Annotated in this window: 18 protein-coding genes and 2 tRNA genes; 18 read left to right on the top strand and 2 right to left on the bottom strand. The window is 59.1% G+C overall.

The window, feature by feature from the left end:
• From lolB to ychF, 7 genes are all read left to right on the top strand, one after another.
• Nucleotides 1-618, top strand: a complete 618-nt coding sequence (gene lolB / locus F2P67_RS14715) for a lipoprotein insertase outer membrane protein LolB (RefSeq protein WP_166221168.1) — start codon at nt 1-3, stop codon at nt 616-618.
• Nucleotides 619-621: 3 nt separating this feature from the next.
• Nucleotides 622-1,473: a 4-(cytidine 5'-diphospho)-2-C-methyl-D-erythritol kinase gene (gene ispE, locus F2P67_RS14710; protein ID WP_166221166.1), complete on the top strand. Its 852-nt coding sequence runs from the start codon at nt 622-624 to the stop codon at nt 1,471-1,473.
• Nucleotides 1,474-1,509: 36 nt separating this feature from the next.
• Nucleotides 1,510-1,584, top strand: a tRNA-Gln gene (locus tag F2P67_RS14705).
• A 45-nt stretch (nt 1,585-1,629) separates the two neighbouring features.
• On the top strand, nt 1,630-2,571 hold the full coding sequence (locus tag F2P67_RS14700; RefSeq protein WP_003171603.1) for a ribose-phosphate pyrophosphokinase: 942 nt from the start codon (nt 1,630-1,632) through the stop codon (nt 2,569-2,571).
• Between the two features lie 142 nt (nt 2,572-2,713).
• A complete protein-coding gene (locus tag F2P67_RS14695; protein WP_166221164.1) occupies nt 2,714-3,316 on the top strand; it encodes a 50S ribosomal protein L25/general stress protein Ctc in 603 nt (200 codons plus the stop codon).
• 171 nt (nt 3,317-3,487) lie between these two features.
• Complete coding sequence (pth, locus tag F2P67_RS14690; RefSeq protein WP_166221162.1) at nt 3,488-4,072, top strand: aminoacyl-tRNA hydrolase; 585 nt, start codon at nt 3,488-3,490, stop codon at nt 4,070-4,072.
• Nucleotides 4,073-4,094: 22 nt separating this feature from the next.
• Nucleotides 4,095-5,195 carry a redox-regulated ATPase YchF gene (gene ychF, locus F2P67_RS14685; RefSeq protein WP_103306068.1) on the top strand — a complete coding sequence of 367 codons (1,101 nt, stop codon included), beginning with the start codon at nt 4,095-4,097 and terminating at the stop codon, nt 5,193-5,195.
• 185 nt (nt 5,196-5,380) lie between these two features.
• On the opposite strand, the gene F2P67_RS14680 is transcribed toward ychF, so the two are convergent.
• A complete protein-coding gene (locus F2P67_RS14680; protein ID WP_166221161.1) occupies nt 5,381-6,598 on the bottom strand; it encodes an MFS transporter in 1,218 nt (405 codons plus the stop codon).
• 333 nt (nt 6,599-6,931) lie between these two features.
• Between F2P67_RS14680 and F2P67_RS14675 the strand changes: the two genes are divergently transcribed.
• Nucleotides 6,932-8,989: a methyl-accepting chemotaxis protein gene (locus F2P67_RS14675; RefSeq protein ID WP_166221160.1), complete on the top strand. Its 2,058-nt coding sequence runs from the start codon at nt 6,932-6,934 to the stop codon at nt 8,987-8,989.
• On the opposite strand, the gene F2P67_RS14670 is transcribed toward F2P67_RS14675, so the two are convergent.
• On the bottom strand, nt 8,982-9,884 hold the full coding sequence (locus F2P67_RS14670; RefSeq protein WP_166221159.1) for a LysR substrate-binding domain-containing protein: 903 nt from the start codon (nt 9,882-9,884) through the stop codon (nt 8,982-8,984). The genes F2P67_RS14675 and F2P67_RS14670 overlap by 8 nt on opposite strands.
• Before the next feature lie 226 nt (nt 9,885-10,110).
• Between F2P67_RS14670 and F2P67_RS14665 the strand changes: the two genes are divergently transcribed.
• From F2P67_RS14665 to F2P67_RS14620, 10 genes are all read left to right on the top strand, one after another.
• Entirely contained in the window at nt 10,111-11,229 is a 1,119-nt protein-coding gene (locus F2P67_RS14665; RefSeq protein ID WP_166221158.1) for an ABC transporter ATP-binding protein, read from the top strand.
• Between the two features lie 15 nt (nt 11,230-11,244).
• A complete protein-coding gene (locus tag F2P67_RS14660; RefSeq protein ID WP_166221157.1) occupies nt 11,245-12,165 on the top strand; it encodes an ABC transporter permease in 921 nt (306 codons plus the stop codon).
• Nucleotides 12,165-12,971, top strand: coding sequence for an ABC transporter permease (locus F2P67_RS14655; protein WP_166221156.1), 807 nt, complete (start codon nt 12,165-12,167; stop codon nt 12,969-12,971). Before F2P67_RS14660 ends, F2P67_RS14655 begins: the two co-directional genes overlap by 1 nt.
• Nucleotides 12,972-12,998: 27 nt before the next feature.
• Nucleotides 12,999-14,045: an ABC transporter substrate-binding protein gene (locus F2P67_RS14650; RefSeq protein WP_166221155.1), complete on the top strand. Its 1,047-nt coding sequence runs from the start codon at nt 12,999-13,001 to the stop codon at nt 14,043-14,045.
• A gap of 60 nt (nt 14,046-14,105) precedes the next feature.
• Nucleotides 14,106-15,560: an amidase gene (locus F2P67_RS14645; protein WP_166221154.1), complete on the top strand. Its 1,455-nt coding sequence runs from the start codon at nt 14,106-14,108 to the stop codon at nt 15,558-15,560.
• A gap of 86 nt (nt 15,561-15,646) precedes the next feature.
• Nucleotides 15,647-15,723: transfer RNA gene (locus F2P67_RS14640), tRNA-Met, on the top strand.
• 170 nt (nt 15,724-15,893) lie between these two features.
• A complete protein-coding gene (locus tag F2P67_RS14635; protein WP_166221152.1) occupies nt 15,894-17,135 on the top strand; it encodes a tyrosine-type recombinase/integrase in 1,242 nt (413 codons plus the stop codon).
• A 178-nt stretch (nt 17,136-17,313) separates the two neighbouring features.
• On the top strand, nt 17,314-17,856 hold the full coding sequence (locus F2P67_RS14630) for a hypothetical protein (RefSeq protein WP_166221150.1): 543 nt from the start codon (nt 17,314-17,316) through the stop codon (nt 17,854-17,856).
• A 104-nt stretch (nt 17,857-17,960) separates the two neighbouring features.
• Nucleotides 17,961-18,230 (top strand): helix-turn-helix transcriptional regulator, encoded by a 270-nt coding sequence (locus F2P67_RS14625; RefSeq protein ID WP_166221148.1) that lies wholly within the window; start codon nt 17,961-17,963, stop codon nt 18,228-18,230.
• Entirely contained in the window at nt 18,231-18,599 is a 369-nt protein-coding gene (locus F2P67_RS14620) for a hypothetical protein (RefSeq protein ID WP_166221146.1), read from the top strand.
• The last annotated feature ends 215 nt before the right edge of the window (nt 18,600-18,814 follow it).

Raw genomic sequence — 18,814 nt, 5'->3', positions numbered from 1 at the left:
ATGTTTTTGCGCCACGTTATTGTTTTCAGCTTCATCGCCCTGCTCGCCGGTTGCGCGGGCTTCGGCGCTCGCGAATCGGTCGAGGGCCACGGCAGTCCGGCTCAGTGGGCCGCGAACAAGCAACAGCTGACCGGCCTGGACGGCTGGCAGATCGACGGCAAGATAGGCATCCGCGCGCCGAAAGATTCGGGAAGCGGCACGTTGTTCTGGCTGCAGCGTCAGGACTATTACGACATCCGCCTGTCCGGCCCGCTGGGTCGTGGCGCGGCACGTCTGACCGGGCGTCCGGGCAAGGTGTCGCTGGAAGTCGCCAACCAGGGTCGCTATGAGTCGCAATCGCCAGAGGCCCTGCTTGAAGAGCAACTGGGTTGGAAATTGCCGGTATCGAATCTGGCCTGGTGGGTTCGTGGCCTGCCGGCACCGGACAGCAAAAGCCGTCTGAATCTGGACGCCGACAGCCGTCTGGCCAACCTGGAACAGGATGGCTGGAAAGTCGAATACACCGCTTACACCGAACAGAATGGTTACTGGTTGCCAGAGCGGATCAAGCTGCACGGCACCGACCTCGACGTGACGCTGGTGATCAAGACCTGGCAACCGCGCAAGTTGGGGCAGTAACGGATGACCCCTGCACGCCTGACCCTGCCCTCGCCGGCCAAACTCAATCTGATGCTGCACATTCTGGGGCGCCGTGAAGACGGTTATCACGAGCTGCAGACACTGTTTCAGTTTGTCGATTACGGCGATGAAATTACCTTTGCCGTGCGCGATGACGGCGTGATTCAGCTGCACACTGAATTCGAAGGCGTTCCGCATGACAGCAATCTGATCGTGCGCGCGGCAAAAACTCTCCAGCAACAGTCCGGTTGCTCGCTCGGTATCGATATCTGGATTGATAAAGTTCTGCCTATGGGCGGCGGCATCGGTGGCGGCAGCTCGAATGCGGCGACCACATTGCTCGGGCTCAATCACCTGTGGCAACTGGGTTGGGATGAAGATCACCTGGCCGCGCTGGGCCTGACGCTTGGCGCCGACGTGCCGGTTTTCGTTCGAGGTCATGCGGCGTTTGCCGAGGGCGTGGGCGAAAAACTCACCCCCGTCGATCCCGAAGAACCGTGGTATCTGGTCCTCGTACCGCAAGTCTCTGTAAGTACGGCAGAAATTTTTTCCGATCCTTTGTTGACACGTAACACGCCGCCCATTAAAGTGCGCCCCGTTCCCGAGGGAAACAGTCGAAATGACTGCTTGCCGGTGGTTGCAAGGCGTTACCCAGAAGTACGTAACGCATTGGATTTGTTAGGTAAATTTACCGAAGCAAAGCTCACCGGAACTGGAAGTTGTGTGTTTGGGGGCTTCCCAAGCAAAGCTGAAGCTGATAAAGTCTCGGCCCTTCTGACAGAGACCCTTACAGGGTTTGTAGCGAAAGGCAGCAACGTTTCGATGTTGCACCGCAAGTTGCAAAGTCTGCTCTAAAGGAACCAGGTGCTCGGCACTTGATGCAACAGATACAGGGGCGTCGCCAAGCGGTAAGGCAGCAGGTTTTGATCCTGCCATGCGTTGGTTCGAATCCAGCCGCCCCTGCCATTTTCTATACTCATCCAGGTTACCCTCAGCCTCTAGGTACTGCGCGTGTCCAAGATGATGGTCTTTACGGGGAATGCTAACCCCGATCTGGCTCGGCGTGTCGTACGTCAGCTGCATATCCCTCTCGGTGACATCTCTGTCGGCAAGTTTTCCGACGGCGAAATTACAGCCGAGATCAATGAAAACGTTCGCGGTAAAGACGTTTTCATTATTCAGCCGACCTGCGCCCCGACCAACGACAACCTGATGGAACTGGTAGTGATGGCTGATGCCTTCCGCCGCTCCTCGGCTACTCGTATCACTGCTGTTATTCCTTATTTTGGTTATGCCCGTCAGGATCGCCGTCCGCGTTCCGCACGTGTGGCTATCAGCGCGAAAGTCGTTGCTGACATGCTTACCGTAGTCGGCATCGACCGTGTTCTCACGGTTGATCTGCATGCTGACCAGATTCAGGGTTTCTTCGATATTCCGGTAGATAACATCTACGGCTCCCCGGTTCTGGTGGATGACATTGAAGATCAGCGCTTCGAAAACCTGATGATCGTGTCCCCGGACATTGGTGGCGTCGTGCGTGCACGTGCTGTTGCCAAATCCCTGGGCGTGGATCTCGGGATCATCGACAAACGCCGTGAGAAAGCCAATCACTCTGAAGTGATGCATATCATTGGTGATGTCGAAGGGCGTACCTGCATTCTGGTCGATGACATGGTCGATACCGCCGGCACCCTGTGCCACGCGGCCAAGGCCCTGAAAGAGCATGGCGCAGCCAAGGTCTTTGCCTACTGCACACACCCTGTGCTGTCGGGCCGGGCCATCGAGAATATCGAAAATTCCGTGCTGGACGAGCTGGTGGTGACTAACACCATCCCGCTGTCCGCTGCAGCACAAGCCTGTGCACGTATCCGTCAACTGGATATCGCACCGGTTGTTGCCGAAGCGGTTCGCCGCATCAGCAATGAAGAATCGATCAGCGCGATGTTCCGTTAAGGGTCCTGCCCTTCTCGAATTGTCTCGTTGACGAAAAGCGCCCCGCCCCGGCATACCTGTCGGGGCGGGGCTTTTTTGCCCATACCGTGTTTGGCGCTGGTCGCAAACGTCATTCCGGTCATGGCTATTTTGGAGATACAAAATGAACGATTTTACTCTGAATGCTGAAGTGCGTTCCGACCTGGGGAAAGGTGCGAGCCGCCGCCTGCGTCGTCTCGCCGCTCTGGTTCCAGCTGTTGTTTACGGTGGCGATAAAGCCCCTGAATCCATCAGCATGCTGGCCAAAGAAGTTGCCAAACTGCTCGAAAACGACGTGGCTTACAGCCACGTTATCGAACTGAACGTTGGCGGCACCAAGCAAAACGTAATCATCAAGGCTCTGCAGCGTCACCCGGCCAAAGGCCACGTGATGCACGCTGACTTCGTGCGCGTTGTAGCTGGCCAGAAACTGACCGCTATCGTGCCAGTTCACTTCGTCGGTGAAGAAGCTCCGGTCAAGAAAGGCGGCGAGATCTCGCACGTTCTGAACGAAATCGAAGTAACCTGCCTGCCGAAAGATCTGCCTGAGTTCATCGAAGTCGACCTGTCGGCTCTGGAAATCGGCGCAATCGTTCACCTGTCGGATCTGAAAGCTCCGAAAGGCGTTGAATTCGTTGCTCTGGCACACGGCGATGACAAGGCTGTTGCCAACGTCCACGCTCCACGTGTTGCTCCAGAAGCTACCGAAGAAGGCGCAGCAGAGTAATTCACTCTGTTCAGCCTGAGTGAGCAAGTAACATCGCGGACTGGAACGTAGCGAGAAAGCGGGCGAGAACGCGGAGTTTACATTCATGGTAAATGAGCAATTTTCGTCCACTTTCGCCGCTTTCCCTGATCGCGGCGATGTTACTCACCACTCAAAGGAAGGGCCCCTATCGTGACTGCCATCAAACTGATCGTTGGCCTGGGAAATCCAGGCGCCGAATACGACCAGACCCGGCATAACGCAGGGGCCCTTTTTGTTGAGCGCATCGCAGCCGCACAAGGTGTGAACCTTGTGGCCGATCGCAAATATTTCGGCCTGACCGGGCGCTATTCGCATCAGGGTCAGGATGTTCGTCTGCTGATTCCCACCACCTACATGAACCGCAGCGGCCAGGCCGTGGCGGCACTCGCCGGTTTCTTCCGCATCAAGCCTGAAGAAATTCTGGTGGCGCATGACGAACTCGACTTGCCTCCGGGCGTTGCCAAGCTCAAGCAGGGCGGCGGCCATGGCGGTCACAACGGGTTGCGCGACATCATTGCGCAATTGGGCAATCAGAATACGTTCTACCGCCTGCGGCTTGGCATCGGCCACCCGGGCGTCGCCAGTATGGTTTCAAATTTCGTCCTGGGTCGTGCGCCTCGCGCCGAACAGGAAAAACTCGATGCCAGCATCGACTTTGCCCTCGGCGTGCTGCCGGATATCCTCGACGGTGAATGGAACCGCGCGATGAAAAACCTGCACAGCCAGAAGGCCTGACTCTACTCCGAGGGGAAACACCATGGGATTCAATTGCGGCATCGTCGGCCTGCCTAACGTCGGCAAGTCCACCCTGTTCAACGCCCTGACCAAATCCGGTATCGCGGCCGAGAACTTCCCCTTCTGCACCATCGAGCCGAACAGCGGCATCGTGCCGATGCCGGACCCACGTCTGGAAGCATTGGCGGCCATCGTCAATCCAAAGCGCATCCTGCCGACCACCATGGAATTCGTCGACATCGCGGGCCTGGTTGCCGGCGCTTCGAAAGGTGAAGGCCTGGGCAACAAGTTCCTCGCCAACATCCGTGAGACCGACGCAATCGCTCACGTCGTGCGCTGCTTCGAAGACGACAACGTGATCCACGTGTCCAACAGCGTCGACCCGAAGCGCGACATCGAAATCATCGACCTGGAACTGATCTTCGCCGACCTCGACAGCTGCGAGAAGCAACTGCAGAAAGTCGCGCGCAACGCCAAGGGCGGTGACAAGGACGCCGTCGTTCAGAAGGCTCTGCTGGAGCAACTGATCGCGCACTTCACCGAAGCCAAGCCTGCACGCAGCCTGATGAAGAACATGAGCGCTGACGAAAAAGCAGTGATCAAGGGCTTCCACCTGCTGACCACCAAACCGGTCATGTACATCGCCAACGTCGCTGAAGACGGTTTCGAGAACAACCCGCACCTGGACGTGGTCAAGGCCATCGCCGAAGAAGAAGGCGCCATGGTCGTTCCGGTCTGCAACAAGATCGAAGCGGAAATCGCCGAACTCGACGACGGCGAAGAGAAGGACATGTTCCTCGAGGCCCTGGGCCTGGAAGAGCCTGGCCTGAACCGCGTGATCCGCGCCGGCTACGAGATGCTGCACCTGCAGACCTATTTCACCGCCGGTGTCGAAGAAGTCCGCGCCTGGACCGTCAAGGTCGGTGCTACCGCACCTCAGGCTGCCGGCGTGATTCACACCGACTTCGAGAAAGGCTTCATCCGCGCCGAAGTCATCGCCTACAACGACTTCATCCAGTACAAGGGCGAAGCCGGTACCAAAGAAGCCGGTAAATGGCGTCTGGAAGGCAAGGACTACATCGTTAAAGACGGCGACGTGATGCACTTCCGCTTCAACGTGTAAAAGCAGCACCCAAGAAAAAGCCGCGTTCGATACGCGGCTTTTTTGTGCCTGAAATATTCTCCGTCACACCACCAACCCCCTGTAGGAGTGAGCCTGCTCGCGATAGCGGTATGTCAGTCAGCACATCTGTAGCTGATCGAACGCTATCGCGAGCAGGCTCACTCCTACAATGGGTCATGTGTAAATCAGGCCTTTTTGGTTTTCGGCAAGAAGATCGCCAACACGCCAAACAACGGCAGGAACGAACACAGGAAATACACATACTCAATCCCGTGCACATCCGCCAGATGCCCGAGCAACGCCGCGCCAATCCCGCCGAAGCCAAACATCAAACCAAAGAACACCCCGGCAATCATCCCGACATTGCCCGGCACCAGTTCCTGCGCATAAACCACAATCGCCGAGAACGCCGAGGCGAGGATGAAGCCAATCACCACGCTCAGAACGCTGGTCCAGAACAGGTCGACATGCGGCATCAGCAGCGTGAACGGCGCCACACCGAGGATCGAGAACCAGATCACCGCCTTACGGCCGATCTTGTCGCCAATCGGCCCACCGAAGAACGTCCCCGCCGCCACCGCACCAAGGAACAGGAACAAGTGCAACTGCGAACTGGCCACCGACAGGTCGAACTTCTCGATCAGGTAAAACGTGAAGTAACTGGTCAGGCTAGCCATGTAGAAATACTTGGAGAACACCAACAGCCCAAGCACCACCAGCGCACTGGTCACCCTGCCCTTCGACAGCCCATGAGTCGCCGCCTGCCCGGCCTTGAGCTTGAACAGGTTCAAGTGATGGGCGTACCAGCGGCTGATGCGGTACAGCACGAACAGCGCAAACACCGCGAACAGACCAAACCACGCCACGTTGCCCTGACCGAACGGAATGATGATCGCCGCCGCCAGCAACGGGCCAAACGCGGAACCGGCGTTACCGCCGACCTGGAACGTCGATTGCGCCAGACCAAAGCGTCCACCCGAGGCCAGCCGCGCAATGCGCGACGCTTCAGGGTGAAAGGTCGAAGAGCCGATTCCGATCAGCGCCGCCGCCAACAGAATCAATGGAAAACTGCCAACCACCGACATCATCACGATGCCGATCAGCGTGCAGATTGAACCGGCCGGCAACAGCCACGGCTTCGGATGACGATCCGTGTGATACCCGACCCACGGCTGCAACAGCGACGCGGTCAGTTGAAAGGTCAAAGTGATCAGGCCGACCTGAGTAAAACTCAAATCGTAATTGGCCTTGAGCATCGGGTAGATCGACGGCAGTACCGACTGGATCAAATCGTTGATCAAATGCGCCAGCGCCACCGCGCCGATGATGCGCATCACCAGAGGGCTGCTTTGAGAGGGAGCGGACGCCGAAGCAGCGGCGGTCTGAACGTTGCTGATAGCCATGGAAATTTCCGGACAGCAGATGGGTGCACGCAGGCAGGTGCGTCAATGTGCCATTTTTCGGTGCGCCAGCGCCATCCCCTTAGCCAGCTAACTAACTGAAAGATCGTCGTGCGCAAAGTGATAGCGCAACGCCATGGTCTGAATCTTGCCTTGCTTCTGTCCCTGAACGCGGTCGCCTTACAAAGGTGATCGACAATGGGAAGTTTCGCTACAGAGCCGGCCTACAGAGCGGGCGAGAGTGAACTTTCGAGGCCTTTTAGCAGGGCACGACATCAAGGTCTGACGACCGCGATGCACGCCGATGGTGCGTGGTGTCCAGAGGAGTCATGGGGCATGCAGGCTTTCCTTTCACCGGGGATCAAATTGCTGGGGCGGTTTGGTTTCGCACGTAAATTCCAGCTGTTGTTTTTGCTGTTTATCCTGCCTTTGGCCGGCAGCCTGTTGATGATCGGCCAGGACTATCGCGACAAGCTCAATCTGATTTCCGGCGAACGTGCCGGCGTGCGTCAGTTGCTCAGCCTCGATGCGCTGGACAACCTGCTCGCCGCCCAGCGTGACCGCGCCGCCCGCTGGCGCGCCACGGAAACCAATCGCCAGCCGACGCCAGCCACCCTTGCTGCCATGGGCGCGTTCGACGCCGTGCAGCCTGCGGTTACCCAAGCCATCAGCGATCTGGGCAATGCCTTGAAAATTGAAGGCGCCGAAGGTGAAACCCTCACGCGTTATCATGCGCTGCAAACCGCACTCAACGGCCTCGATTCAAAAAGCCTCAGCGGCGTAGGTTGGTGGCCGGACGGCTATGACCGCTTCACCAATGCCTTGAGCGCCCTGCAAGCGTTGCGCGAACAGATCGTCATGGACAATCGCCTGACCCTCGCACCGTGGCTGGAAACCTATCTGCTGACGCAGATCTCCACGCAACACGCGCCGGATCTGATCGAACGCGTCGGACGCCTGGCAGCGGTCGGCCAGGCTTCGGTGGTCTCCGGCCAATTCACCCTGCAGAGCCGTTTGCAGTTGCGCGACCTGCGCAGCCGCATCGGCGATGCCCGCGAGCAACTGGTCAAAACCGCCACGCTGCTCGAAGCGCGCCTGCCGAAAGACCAGCAGAGTTGGGCCAGCCAATACCATGACAGTCTCAAACACCTCGACAGCGGTTTGAAGGTGCTCGATGACGGTGTGTTCGGTGGCAGCATCAATCTCAAACCGGAAGACTTCGAACGCAGCCTCGACGCGTTGTTGAGCGATCTCGCGGCGCTGCGCCAGCAATCGCTGCTGTCGCTGGATCAACGGCTTAATGACTACCACGGCTCGGCGATCCGCCAGTTCATCCTCGTGGCCGCCGTTTTCGGCTGCCTGCTGCTCGCGGCGCTGTACTTGTTCATCTGCCTGCAAGCCTCGATCCGTCGCAGCGCCAGCGGCATTACGGTGCTCGCCGAAGCATTGCGCGACGGCAATCTGAGCCTGCAAGTGCCGGTGGTGGGCCGCGATGAATTGGCGGCGATCAGCACCGCGCTCAACGTCGCCGTGGTGCAACTGCGCAGCAGCATGCTTGGCGTCGATCACGAGACCTCGCAACTGAGTAACGCGGTACGCAGCCTCAACGAGCATTCCAGCGGTGCCCTCGGCGAAGTTGAAGCCCAGCAGTTGCAGATCAGCCAGATCGCCGCTGCCGCCACACAACTGGCCGCCACCTCGCAAGGCGTCGCACAAAGTTGCGAACAAGCCTCCGGCAGCGCCCAACACACCCGCCGCATCGCCGCCGACAGCAGTCGCGACAGTCAACGCACCACGGCAAGCATTCAACAACTCAATCAGCGCTTGAACGACACCGCTGCCGCACTCGGACGGGTCAGCGAGCAAGGCCAGCAGATTCAACTGGTGGTCGACACCATTCGCGGTGTCGCCGAGCAAACCAATCTGCTGGCGCTCAACGCGGCGATTGAAGCGGCGCGTGCCGGTGAACAGGGCCGTGGATTCGCCGTGGTCGCCGATGAAGTGCGCAGCCTGTCGCAACGCACGCAATCGTCCACCGCGCAGATTGCCGGCACGGTCGACAGCCTGCGCGCCACCGTCAACGAAGCGGTAAGCCTGATGGAAGCTGCGTGCGGTCAGGCGCAAACCGATGCCGAGTCGGTCACTGGCCTCGGTGAACGTCTGGGAGAAATCGCCAGCGCGGTGCAAAGCGTCACCGACACTCTCGCGCAGATCGCCACTGCCGTTGAAGAACAAGCGAGCACCGCCGATGAGGTCAGCGGCAATATCCAGCAAGTCGATCAGGCGGCCGTGCGCTTGCTCGAAGGCGCACGGGCGGTGAATCTCGCCGCAGACACCTTGAGCCAGGGCAGCAAGGCGCTGAGCGACAACACCGCGCGTTTCCGTCTCAGTTGATCACCGCTTCGGGGAAATCCGCTTCCAGCTCGGTTTTCAACCACCGAACAAACCACGCCACATCCGCCGAGAGTTCGGCGGACGGCGTCAGCACTCGATAACTCTCAAGCTTCACTTGCGCGTCGACCGCGCGCACCAGTTTGCCGCTAGCGAGTTCATGGCGCACCAGCACCTCGTTGGCCAGCGCAATGCCCTGCCCGCTCTCGGCGACTGACAGCGCGTGATCATTGTTGACGTAGAGCATGTCGGAATTCAGGTGAGTATCGAGGTGGTGCGCGGCAAACCACAGGTTCCACCATTCGCCGTCATCGACGTGGATCAGTTCGTGTCTGACCAGATCGGCCGGGCTGTTGATCGGCTCGATACTGGCCAGATACGCCGGCGTGCAAATCGGAAATACGCGCGGGCAAATCAGCGTTTCCCGTGAGTCGGCGTATTGCCCGTCGAGGCCATAGACGATGCCCAGATCGGCACTTTTGCCATCCACTTCGGTGAAGGTCGAGTTCGGCTCAATGGCCAGTTTCAGACCGGGGCGCAAATGCCGCAGCGCTTCGATTCTTGGCATCAGCCAGCGCTTGGCGAACCCCGGCACCACCATGATCCGCAGCCAGCGCTCGGCGTCTTTGGGTTGCGTCTCTTTGCCGGCCTCGATGATCAGTTGCAACGCGGCACTGATTTTTCGGTGGTATTTCTCCCCCGCCGGCGTCAGGTTGACCCCGCGCGAGGTGCGCTCGAACAATTGAATGCCCAGCCAGTCCTCGAGCAATTTCACATGACGGCCAATCGCCGGCTGGGTCACGTGCAGGGCTTTCGAGGCTTCGACATAGCTGCCCAAACGGGCGGCGGCATCAAAGGCACGCACCGCGTTGAGCGGCGGCAAACGGTGGTCGGGCATGGTTCCTGGCACCTTTGGCTGTTAAATAAACTAACAACTGCCATGTTTAAATTGAAGTGTCGCCCCGCGCAACCCCTGGCTGATAATCGAGCCACAGCAGAATAAAAAAACAGCTGGTTTCACACCCGAACGCAATCTCGATCCTGCCCAAAAAAATAATATCCATGGCCCGACGGCAACGCCTTTCATGGCGAGTCGCAGGCGATGGGGGAATCGGAGGTAACGCATGAATGCCCTGCATTCGCTGCAAACGCTGGCGGTCTCGATCCGCTCGGTGCGCAAGGTTTACGGTGATCCACACACCGGGCCAGTGGCGCTGAAAAGCATCGATCTGGACATCCGCGACAACGAATTCTTCACCCTTCTCGGCCCTTCCGGCTGCGGCAAGACCACGCTGCTGCGGATGATCGCCGGTTTCGAATTTCCCACCGAAGGCGAGATTCTCCTCTACGGCGAAAACATCGCTGACCGCCCGCCCTTCCAGCGCCCGGTCAACACGGTGTTTCAGCATTACGCGCTGTTCCCGCACATGACCATCGCCGAAAACCTGGCCTTCGGCCTCGAATCGCAGCCGATGGGCAAAGTCCTCACCAAGGCGCAAATCGCCGAGCGCGTGCGCGAAATGCTCGCGCTGGTGCAGATGGAGCGCTTCGCCAATCGCAAACCGGCGCAACTCTCTGGCGGTCAGCAACAACGCGTCGCCCTCGCCCGCGCGTTGGCACCGCATCCGAAAGTGCTGTTGCTCGACGAGCCGCTTTCCGCGCTCGATCTGAAGCTGCGTCAGGCGATGCGCGAAGAGCTGAAAACCATCCAGGCCAAGACCGGCATCACTTTCATCTTCGTCACTCACGACCAGGAAGAAGCGCTGACCATGTCCGACCGCATCGCCGTGCTTTCTGAAGGCGAAGTGCAGCAGGTCGGGCGCCCCGAGGACATTTACGAACGGCCGCGCAATCGCTTCGTTGCCGATTTTATTGGCGAAACCAATTTCATCGAAGGCACCGTCACTCGCGTGGAAAACGGTAAGGCGTCGTTCGCCGGCCCAGCGGGGCACCCGCTGCCGGCGCAACCGTGCAGCGATGTGCAAGTCGGCGCCAGCGTCACCTTGTCGGTGCGCCCCGAACGTTTGCATCTGGTGTCGGCCGCAACCGACGCCGCGCTGCCGTGCCGGATCGAAGCGCAGATCTACCTCGGCACCGACCTGCAATATCAGGTCAGCCTCAGCGACGGTTCGCGTCTCACTGTGCGTACGCCCAACTGCGTCGACCAGAGCCTGCGCTTTGCCGTCGGCTCTCAAGCCGGTCTGCTGTTCGACCCGGGTAGCGCCAGCGTCCTGCACGATTGAGCCGGAGGAATTGCCATGCATGCCTTACCGATTGCCAACACACTGGAACGCCGCAAGGCTTTCCAGAGCTTCCTCGGTGTCAGCCCGGCGCTGATCGCCATCTGCCTGTTTCTGGTCGTGCCGATTCTGATCGTCATCGGCTACTCGCTGATGGAGGCCAACCCCTACGGCGGGGTCAACAAGGTCTTCAGCAGCGACGCCTACACCTCGTTGCTGTTCGAGCGGCAGATGGACGACAGCCTCGCGTTTGCCGACTCGTATCTGATCATCGCGCTTCGCTCGATCGGCATAGCCGGACTGACCACGATCATCACGTTGTTGATCGGTTTCCCGGTCGCGGTGTGGCTGGCCATGCAGCCGGTGCATCGGCGCGGCTTGTTGATCTTTCTGATCACCGTACCGTTCTGGGCCAACCTGCTGATCCGCACGTATGCGTGGATTCTGTTGCTGCGTAACACCGGGGTGATCAACAACAGCCTGATAGGCATAGGCGTCATCCACGAACCGTTGCAGTTGTTGTACACCGACGGCGCGGTGCTGCTGGGGCTGGTTTACACCTACGCGCCGTTCGTGGTTTTGCCGATTTACGCGACGCTGGAAAAGATGGATATCCGCCTGCTCGAAGCGGCGCAGGATCTCTATGCCGGGCGCATACGCACCTTGCGCAAAGTGGTTTTGCCAATCGCCAAACCGGGGATTCTCGCCGGCGCCATCCTCACCTTCGTGCCGTGCCTGGGCGCGATGATCGCCCCGGAATTGCTCGGCGGCGGCACACGAATGATGCTCGGCAACCTGATTTTCCGGCAGTTCAGCGATGCGCGTAACTGGCCGTTTGGCGCAGCGCTGTCGCTGGTGCTGATGGCTGCCGTGATGCTGGTGCTGACCGTGTATGCCCTGCGCGCCGAGCGCCAGCGCATCGCCAAAGGAGGTGCGTGATGCTCGCTCTATTCAAACGCAAAGGGCTGGGCGTGCAGGACTTTCCCGGTTTCGGCGGCTTCAGCTTCCTGTTCTATCTGTACCTGTACGCGCCGATCGTGGTGCTGGTGGTGTTCTCGTTCAACGCCAACCAGTCGGCGACGGTGTGGAGCGGATTCAGCCTCGACTGGTATCGCGCCGCGTTCGCCAATCAGGCGTTGCGCCAGGCGGCCGGCAACAGCCTGTTGATTGCGGTGTGCGCGAGCATGATCGCCACGGCGATTGCCACCCTTGCCGCTCTCGGCACCTCGCGCGGGGCCAAGTTCAAGGGCCTGCAATTGTCGATGGGCGCAATCATGTTGCCGCTGGTGCTGCCGGAAATTGTCGTCGGTGTGGCGACGCTCGCATTGTTCTCCACCATCGGTCTGTCGCTGGGCTACGGCAACCTGATCATCGCCCATACGGTGTTCTGCATTCCCTTCGCCTACCTGCCGATTCGTGCGCGGCTGAACGACATGGATCTGTCGCTGGAGCAGGCCTCGGCCGATCTCTACGCCGGCCCGTGGCGGACTTTTCGCAAAGTGACCTTGCCGCTGCTGATGCCGGGGATTTTCTCCGGGCTGATGCTGGCCTTCATCGTCTCGCTGGATAACTTCGTGATCTCGATGATGGTCTCGCAGGCCGGCACCACGACCCTGCCGATCTTCATTTTCGGCCTGTTGCGCATGGGCGTGACACCCGACGTCAACGCCGTGTCGACGCTGATCCTCGGCGTCTCGGTGCTGTTCGTCAGCCTCTCTTACCTGTTGGGCAAAAAGAACGCCTGAACCTTCTACGACCTGTGGGGAAATAGCATGAGCAAGTGGATAAAAAGCGTCGGCACTTCGTTGGTCCTGACATTGCCGCTGACCATGGCCGTCAGTGTTCAGGCCGCCGAGAAACTCAACGTGGTGAGTTGGAGCGGCTACTTTTCGCCGGAGATTCTCGCCAAGTTCCAGAAGCAGACCGGCATCGAAGTCACCGTCGACTCCTACGATTCCAATGAGACCTTGTTGGCAAAACTGAAACAGGGCGGCGCCGGTTATGACGTGGCGATTCCGTCGCACCAGTTCATCCCGATCCTGATCAAGGAAAACCTGCTGGAACGCTTCGACCCGGTCAAAGAGCCCTACTACGCCAGCGTTGTGGATAACCTGAAGAAACCGAGCTGGGACCCGCAGGGCGCGTATTCGGTGCCGTTCATCTGGGGCACTACCAGCGTCGTGCTCGACAGCGCTCGCTACAAAGGCCCGGCCGACAGCTACAAGGTTTTGTATGAGCCGCCAGCCGAGTTGCAGGGGCGCATCAACATGTTCGATTCGGTCAGCGACATGGTCGACATGGCCAGCCTCTATCTGAACATTCCGCTGTGCAGCGAAGACCCGAAACAGATGCAGCAGGTGCTGACGCTGCTCAAGGCGCAGAAGCCATTCGTCAAAACTTACAGCTCCAAGGCCGGCTCGATTCGCGAGAACCTCGCTTCCGGTGAAATCGACATGTCGATGTTCTGGGGCGGCTCGTCGATGCGCGCTCGTGAGATGAAGCCGACACTGAAATACCTTTACCCGAAAGAAGGCGTGCTGGCCTGGGTCGACAATATGGTCATCCCCACCGGCAGCAAAAATCCGGCGAATGCCAAGGCGTTCATCGCCTTCCTCAGCCAGCCGGAAAACTCGGCGATGACGCAGAACTTCCTCAAGCACCAGAGCCCGATCAAAGGCGTCGAACCGTTCCTCGACGCAGCGCTCAAGGACGCGCCGGAACTGCACATTCCCGAGGGCACCAACGTGGTGTTCAGCAAGACTTGCGGTGAAGGTGCGATCCGCCTCGCCGACCGTCTCTGGACCAACCTGATGCGTTGACCTCTATCGCCCCGTCGCACCGGCGGGGCGTTTTTCCAGCCGTCTGAAAGGCCGCTTGCAATGAACGCTAATAACATCAGCGAACTGGTCCTGCTGCAGGCCCATGAACTCGCCGAACGCATCCGCCTGCGCCAGGTTTCCTGCCGGGAAGTGATGCAGACTTACCTTGCCCATATCGAACGCTTCAACCCGATCGTGAATGCGCTAATCAGCCTGCAGTCACCTGAGGATCTGCTGGCTCAGGCCGATGAACGCGATGCCGAACTGGCACGCGGCGAATACCGTGGCTGGATGCATGGCTTGCCTCATGCGATCAAGGATCTGTCGCTGACCCACGGTATTCGCACCACCCTCGGCTCGCCGCTGTACAAGAACTTTGTGCCTGAGCGCGACGGCATCATGGTCGAACGGATCAAGGCTGCCGGCGCGATCATTATCGGCAAGACCAACACCCCGGAATTTGGCCTCGGTTCGCAAAGCTACAACCCGTTGTTTGGCGCGACCGCTTGCGCGTACGACCCGAGCAAAACGGCGGGCGGCAGCAGTGGTGGCGCAGCGGCGGCGCTGGCGATGCATCTGGTGCCGGTGGCCGACGGCAGCGACATGATGGGTTCGCTGCGTAATCCGGCGGCGTTCAATAACGTCTTTGGTTTTCGTCCATCGCAGGGGCGTGTGCCGTTTGATGACAGTGCCGATCTGTTTTTCGATCAGCTCGGTTACGAAGGGCCGATGGCGCGCAGCGTGAAAGATGCGGCGTTGCTGTTGTCGGTGCAGGCCGGGGGCGATGCGCGGGCGCCACTGTCCATCGCTGAATCCGGTGAGGCATTTGCGGCACCACTGGGGCGCGATTTCAAAGGCACGCGGTTGGGTTGGCTGGGCGACTTCAACGGTTATTTGCCGATGGAGCAAGGCGTGCTGTCACTGTGCGAGAAGACCTTTGCCGACTTCGAAAGCTTCGGTTGTCACGTTGAGTCCGTTCAGCCCGGTTTCGCACCTGAGCGGCTTTGGAGCAGTTGGCGGACGTTGCGGCACTGGATGGTTGCGGGTTCGTTGGGCGCTACCTATGCCGATCCACAGAAACGCGCGTTGTTGAAACCGGAAGCTATCTGGGAAGTGGAAAACGGCCTGAAGCTGTCGGCCAGCGAAGTGTTTGCCGCCTCGGTGGTGCGCAGTGACTGGTATCGGGCGATTTCTCGGCTGTTCGAGAAGTACGATTACCTGCTGCTGCCCAGTGCTCAGGTGTTTCCGTTCGACAAGACCCAGCCGTGGCCAACGTCCATCGAAGGCGTGGCGATGGACACTTATCACCGCTGGATGGAAGTGGTGATTCCCGGCACCTTGTCGGGTTGCCCGGTCGCCAACGTTCAGGCCGGGTTCAATTCGCACGGTTTGCCGATGGGCCTGCAAATCATCGGCAAGCACCAGGCCGACTTCGCTGTCCTTCAACTGGCGCACGCTTATGAGCAAGCCAGCCGCTGGTTCCAACGCTGCCCTTCGCCGCTGCTCGGCCAGTGATTTTGATAAACGGTTGAAAGCGTAGAAAAATTTTTTAAATTTACGCTTGACGCTTTTCCATTTCAGGGGAATAATGCGCGCCACTTGGCTACATAGCTCAGTTGGTTAGAGCATAGCATTCATAATGCTGGGGTCCGGGGTTCAAGTCCCTGTGTAGCCACCAAGTACCTGTTTACAGATGTCTCCATGAGTCTCTAAACAACCTCAAGAAGCCCGCCTAGTGCGGGCTTTCTTGTTTCTGGCTATCTCTCTCTGTATCCCTCTATACCTTCCCTCCGTGTATCCCCCTGTGTATCCTCGACAAATAATTGAACCGAGGGGATACAAGCCCAAATGAAGCGCTCCGAGATAAAACGCCGCCCCCTTTCCGATACCGCATTGGCCGGCCTTGAGCCTGACGCCAAGGAGTATCGCGAACTCGACGGGAGCGGCCTTTATTTTCGCGTGAAGCCTGACGGTCAAAAGTCTTGGCAGCTCCGGTACAAGAAGCCAGACGGCAAATGGTCATGGCTCGGGCTCGGCGGTTACCCAGAGGTGAGCGGATCGGCCGCCAGGCAGAAAGCTGCCGATCTGCGCACCGATGCCGCCGACGGCAAAAACCCCATCGTCACGAAACAAGCCCGCAAAAAGGCAGATCGGGATATCGCCGGCGAGACATTCGAGCCATTGGCGCGGGAGTGGTACGCGTCCCGCCTGACCAACTGGGACGCCGGCACGGCGAAGCGGATCATCGGCGCCCTGGAGCGTCACGTCTTCCCGGTGTTCGGCAAACGCCAGTTCGTGGATATCACCCCACTCGAATGGATGGAGTTTCTGCGCGGCATGGAGCAGAAAGGAATCCTTGAGCAAATGAGCCGGGTTCGCTCCTATTGCCGCGACGTTTACGACTTGGCCCGGGTGACCGGTCGCGCGACGCACAATCCGCTGGAAGGCCTGCAGAAGTATCTCCAGTCAGGCAAAGCCGAGAACTACGCCCACGTAACGCAAGACGAGTTGCCCGGCCTGATCCGCGCGATTGCCGCATATCCACATGCCCACGATGTCCGCCTCGGCCTGCGCTTACTGAGCCTTTTTGCCGTGCGCCCCAGCGAGCTGCGCGAGGCGGAGTGGTCAGAGTTCGACCTTGATAAAAAGATCTGGACTGTCCCGGTGAATCGGAAGGGGCGGAAAAAGGGGTTGGAGCATTTGGTCCCCCTCTCCACTCAGGCGATCGAGGCGCTGGAAGAGTTGCGCAAGTACACCGGTGGCAACCCCCTGCTTTTCCCCGGCCGCAGCGACCGCACGAAGCCCCGCAGCGACACAGTGTTCCTGATGGCACTGCGGCGAATGGGGTATGAGGGTCGCCAGACCGGGCACGGGTTCCGACACATCGCTTCGACAGTCCTCAATGAAAACGGGTTCGACGAGAACCACATCGAGGCCCAACTCTCCCACAAGAAGCCTGGCGTCGCTGGCGTTTACAACAAAGCCAAGTATCTGCCGCAGCGCACAGTGATGATGCAATGGTATGCGAACTACCTCGACGGTCTCGCGGGCGGTGTTGTGGTTCAGGGACACTTCGGTAAACGCGCATGACACGGCGCTTTCATCTGATAGATAGACAGATATAGACTGGCCGCCATTACTGTTTGAATAGCCAGTATCTGGAGAGCATAGAGTTTTGGCTGATCTAGTCCGACGGGACGAAAAGCGGGATTCCCAACCGCCTGGTCAGCCAATCTAGCCAATTGGGGCTCCTGGGAGGGAGCGGCAGATGAAGCGTGAATACTACAACCACCAGCTCGGCCTTTTTCTTGCGGGCATGGTCGCCGGCATGATCCTGCTGTGCGTGTTTTTGGCTCTGAAAAAGTACGGCTATGACACGCTGGGGTGGATAGTCATGGGCAGCACAAGCGGCATGTTGTGCGCAGCGTGGGGTATGTCGTACGTCCTCCGCCAATTCCACGCAATCGACGAGATGGAGGCAGCCGAATCAAGCGACGCGGTAGCGACTGCGCAGCCGGACAGCCCACTGCCGGGAGATAAGCCGCTGCTGATACCCATCACCCATGACAGCAATGGTCCAACCGATACTGGGGCGCTCACATTCCCATATACGACAAGAGCTCTGTCAGCCGCCCAACAGGCCACGATCAAATTCTGGATTGAGTACGATCCAGAGCGTCCGCCCTTGCAGAAAAGCATCCAGAGCTTCATTTCGGAGCGAGGCATCCCAGTGCGCCAGGCCGCGGAATTGGCGAGTGCGATCAAGCCTGACAATGTGTCAGACCGCTCTGACATCGCTGCCGGTAAGTGACAGATTGGTATGACGTGACGGCACGCCGACATGTCATACATTTTCGACAATAGCCGCGCCGACGCAATGTGTTTCCTGTCTAAATCAGTATCGGGAAACGCAAAATGCACACCATCAATACGCCGCACCAGCCTTCCGCTGTCTCTGCACAGAACTTTGACCCGGCGATCACCCTGATTCGCATGCCGGACCTTGAGGCCATCACTGGCCTCGCTCGCCCCACCGTGTACAAACGCCTCAAAGACGATCCGACCTTTCCGCGTCCCGTGCCGCTGAGCAACAGCAAGTCGCGCGGTTCGCCGGTCGGCTTTGTGCTGGCCGAGGTCCAGGCATGGGTGCGCCAGCGCATCGCTCTGCGTGGAGAGGCCGCATAAATGACCGACCAAAAAAAAGGCCAACCCAAAAAGGCCAGCCCGGAAAAATCTCAAGCCGATATTACCACCAGCACCGGGAAAGCACCGACAAAGATCAGTCGCGTCCTAGGCCACTTCCTCAAAGACCTGAGCCTCAATCGCTTCGAGGCCGAGCGTTTGGGCGACCACTGCCTTCACTCGACCATCAGCAGTCTGTCCAACGGTTACGGTCTGAACTTCAACCGCCTGATGGAGCGTGTGCCGAACCATTGGGGTCTGCCTTGCCTGGTGACCCGCTACAGCCTGCCTGCTTCCGAACACAAGCGCGGGCGCAACGTTCTGGCCATGCTTGAGAAGACGGGCGCATCCCGCCAAAAGGTGGCAGCATGAATGCTCCCCTCATGATCAGCGATGAACGGTCGATAAGTCTTCTTGCCAGCAGTCACGCCCGCCGGTATGGTTCGCCTGTCGCTGCAAATTCAGCGACCGACCTTGGCGGGTCGAACAGTAAACGGCGCAACAGCGCCCCCATTACGATTGCAGGCGCTTTTTTTGCGTCCGCATTCTCGTGTTATGGCGGGTTGCGCAGGAGCACCCTCGGGTGC

Origin of the sequence: Pseudomonas atagonensis, assembly GCF_011369485.1 — a bacterium.
Lineage (GTDB): Bacteria > Pseudomonadota > Gammaproteobacteria > Pseudomonadales > Pseudomonadaceae > Aquipseudomonas > Aquipseudomonas atagonensis.
This window is presented reverse-complemented; position numbering and strand designations above follow the sequence as displayed.

Excerpts from the sequence above, each read along its gene's own strand:
- lolB (WP_166221168.1), top strand. The coding sequence starts at position 1 with ATGTTTTTGCGCCACGTTATTGTTTTCAGCTTCATCGCCCTGCTCGCC.
- ispE (WP_166221166.1), top strand. The coding sequence starts at position 622 with ATGACCCCTGCACGCCTGACCCTGCCCTCGCCGGCCAAACTCAATCTG.
- F2P67_RS14695 (WP_166221164.1), top strand. The coding sequence starts at position 2,714 with ATGAACGATTTTACTCTGAATGCTGAAGTGCGTTCCGACCTGGGGAAA.
- ychF (WP_103306068.1), top strand. The coding sequence starts at position 4,095 with ATGGGATTCAATTGCGGCATCGTCGGCCTGCCTAACGTCGGCAAGTCC.
- F2P67_RS14680 (WP_166221161.1), bottom strand. The coding sequence starts at position 6,598 with ATGGCTATCAGCAACGTTCAGACCGCCGCTGCTTCGGCGTCCGCTCCC.
- F2P67_RS14675 (WP_166221160.1), top strand. The coding sequence starts at position 6,932 with ATGCAGGCTTTCCTTTCACCGGGGATCAAATTGCTGGGGCGGTTTGGT.
- F2P67_RS14670 (WP_166221159.1), bottom strand. The coding sequence starts at position 9,884 with ATGCCCGACCACCGTTTGCCGCCGCTCAACGCGGTGCGTGCCTTTGAT.
- F2P67_RS14665 (WP_166221158.1), top strand. The coding sequence starts at position 10,111 with ATGAATGCCCTGCATTCGCTGCAAACGCTGGCGGTCTCGATCCGCTCG.
- F2P67_RS14660 (WP_166221157.1), top strand. The coding sequence starts at position 11,245 with ATGCATGCCTTACCGATTGCCAACACACTGGAACGCCGCAAGGCTTTC.
- F2P67_RS14655 (WP_166221156.1), top strand. The coding sequence starts at position 12,165 with ATGCTCGCTCTATTCAAACGCAAAGGGCTGGGCGTGCAGGACTTTCCC.
- F2P67_RS14650 (WP_166221155.1), top strand. The coding sequence starts at position 12,999 with ATGAGCAAGTGGATAAAAAGCGTCGGCACTTCGTTGGTCCTGACATTG.
- F2P67_RS14645 (WP_166221154.1), top strand. The coding sequence starts at position 14,106 with ATGAACGCTAATAACATCAGCGAACTGGTCCTGCTGCAGGCCCATGAA.
- F2P67_RS14635 (WP_166221152.1), top strand. The coding sequence starts at position 15,894 with ATGAAGCGCTCCGAGATAAAACGCCGCCCCCTTTCCGATACCGCATTG.
- F2P67_RS14630 (WP_166221150.1), top strand. The coding sequence starts at position 17,314 with ATGAAGCGTGAATACTACAACCACCAGCTCGGCCTTTTTCTTGCGGGC.
- F2P67_RS14625 (WP_166221148.1), top strand. The coding sequence starts at position 17,961 with ATGCACACCATCAATACGCCGCACCAGCCTTCCGCTGTCTCTGCACAG.
- F2P67_RS14620 (WP_166221146.1), top strand. The coding sequence starts at position 18,231 with ATGACCGACCAAAAAAAAGGCCAACCCAAAAAGGCCAGCCCGGAAAAA.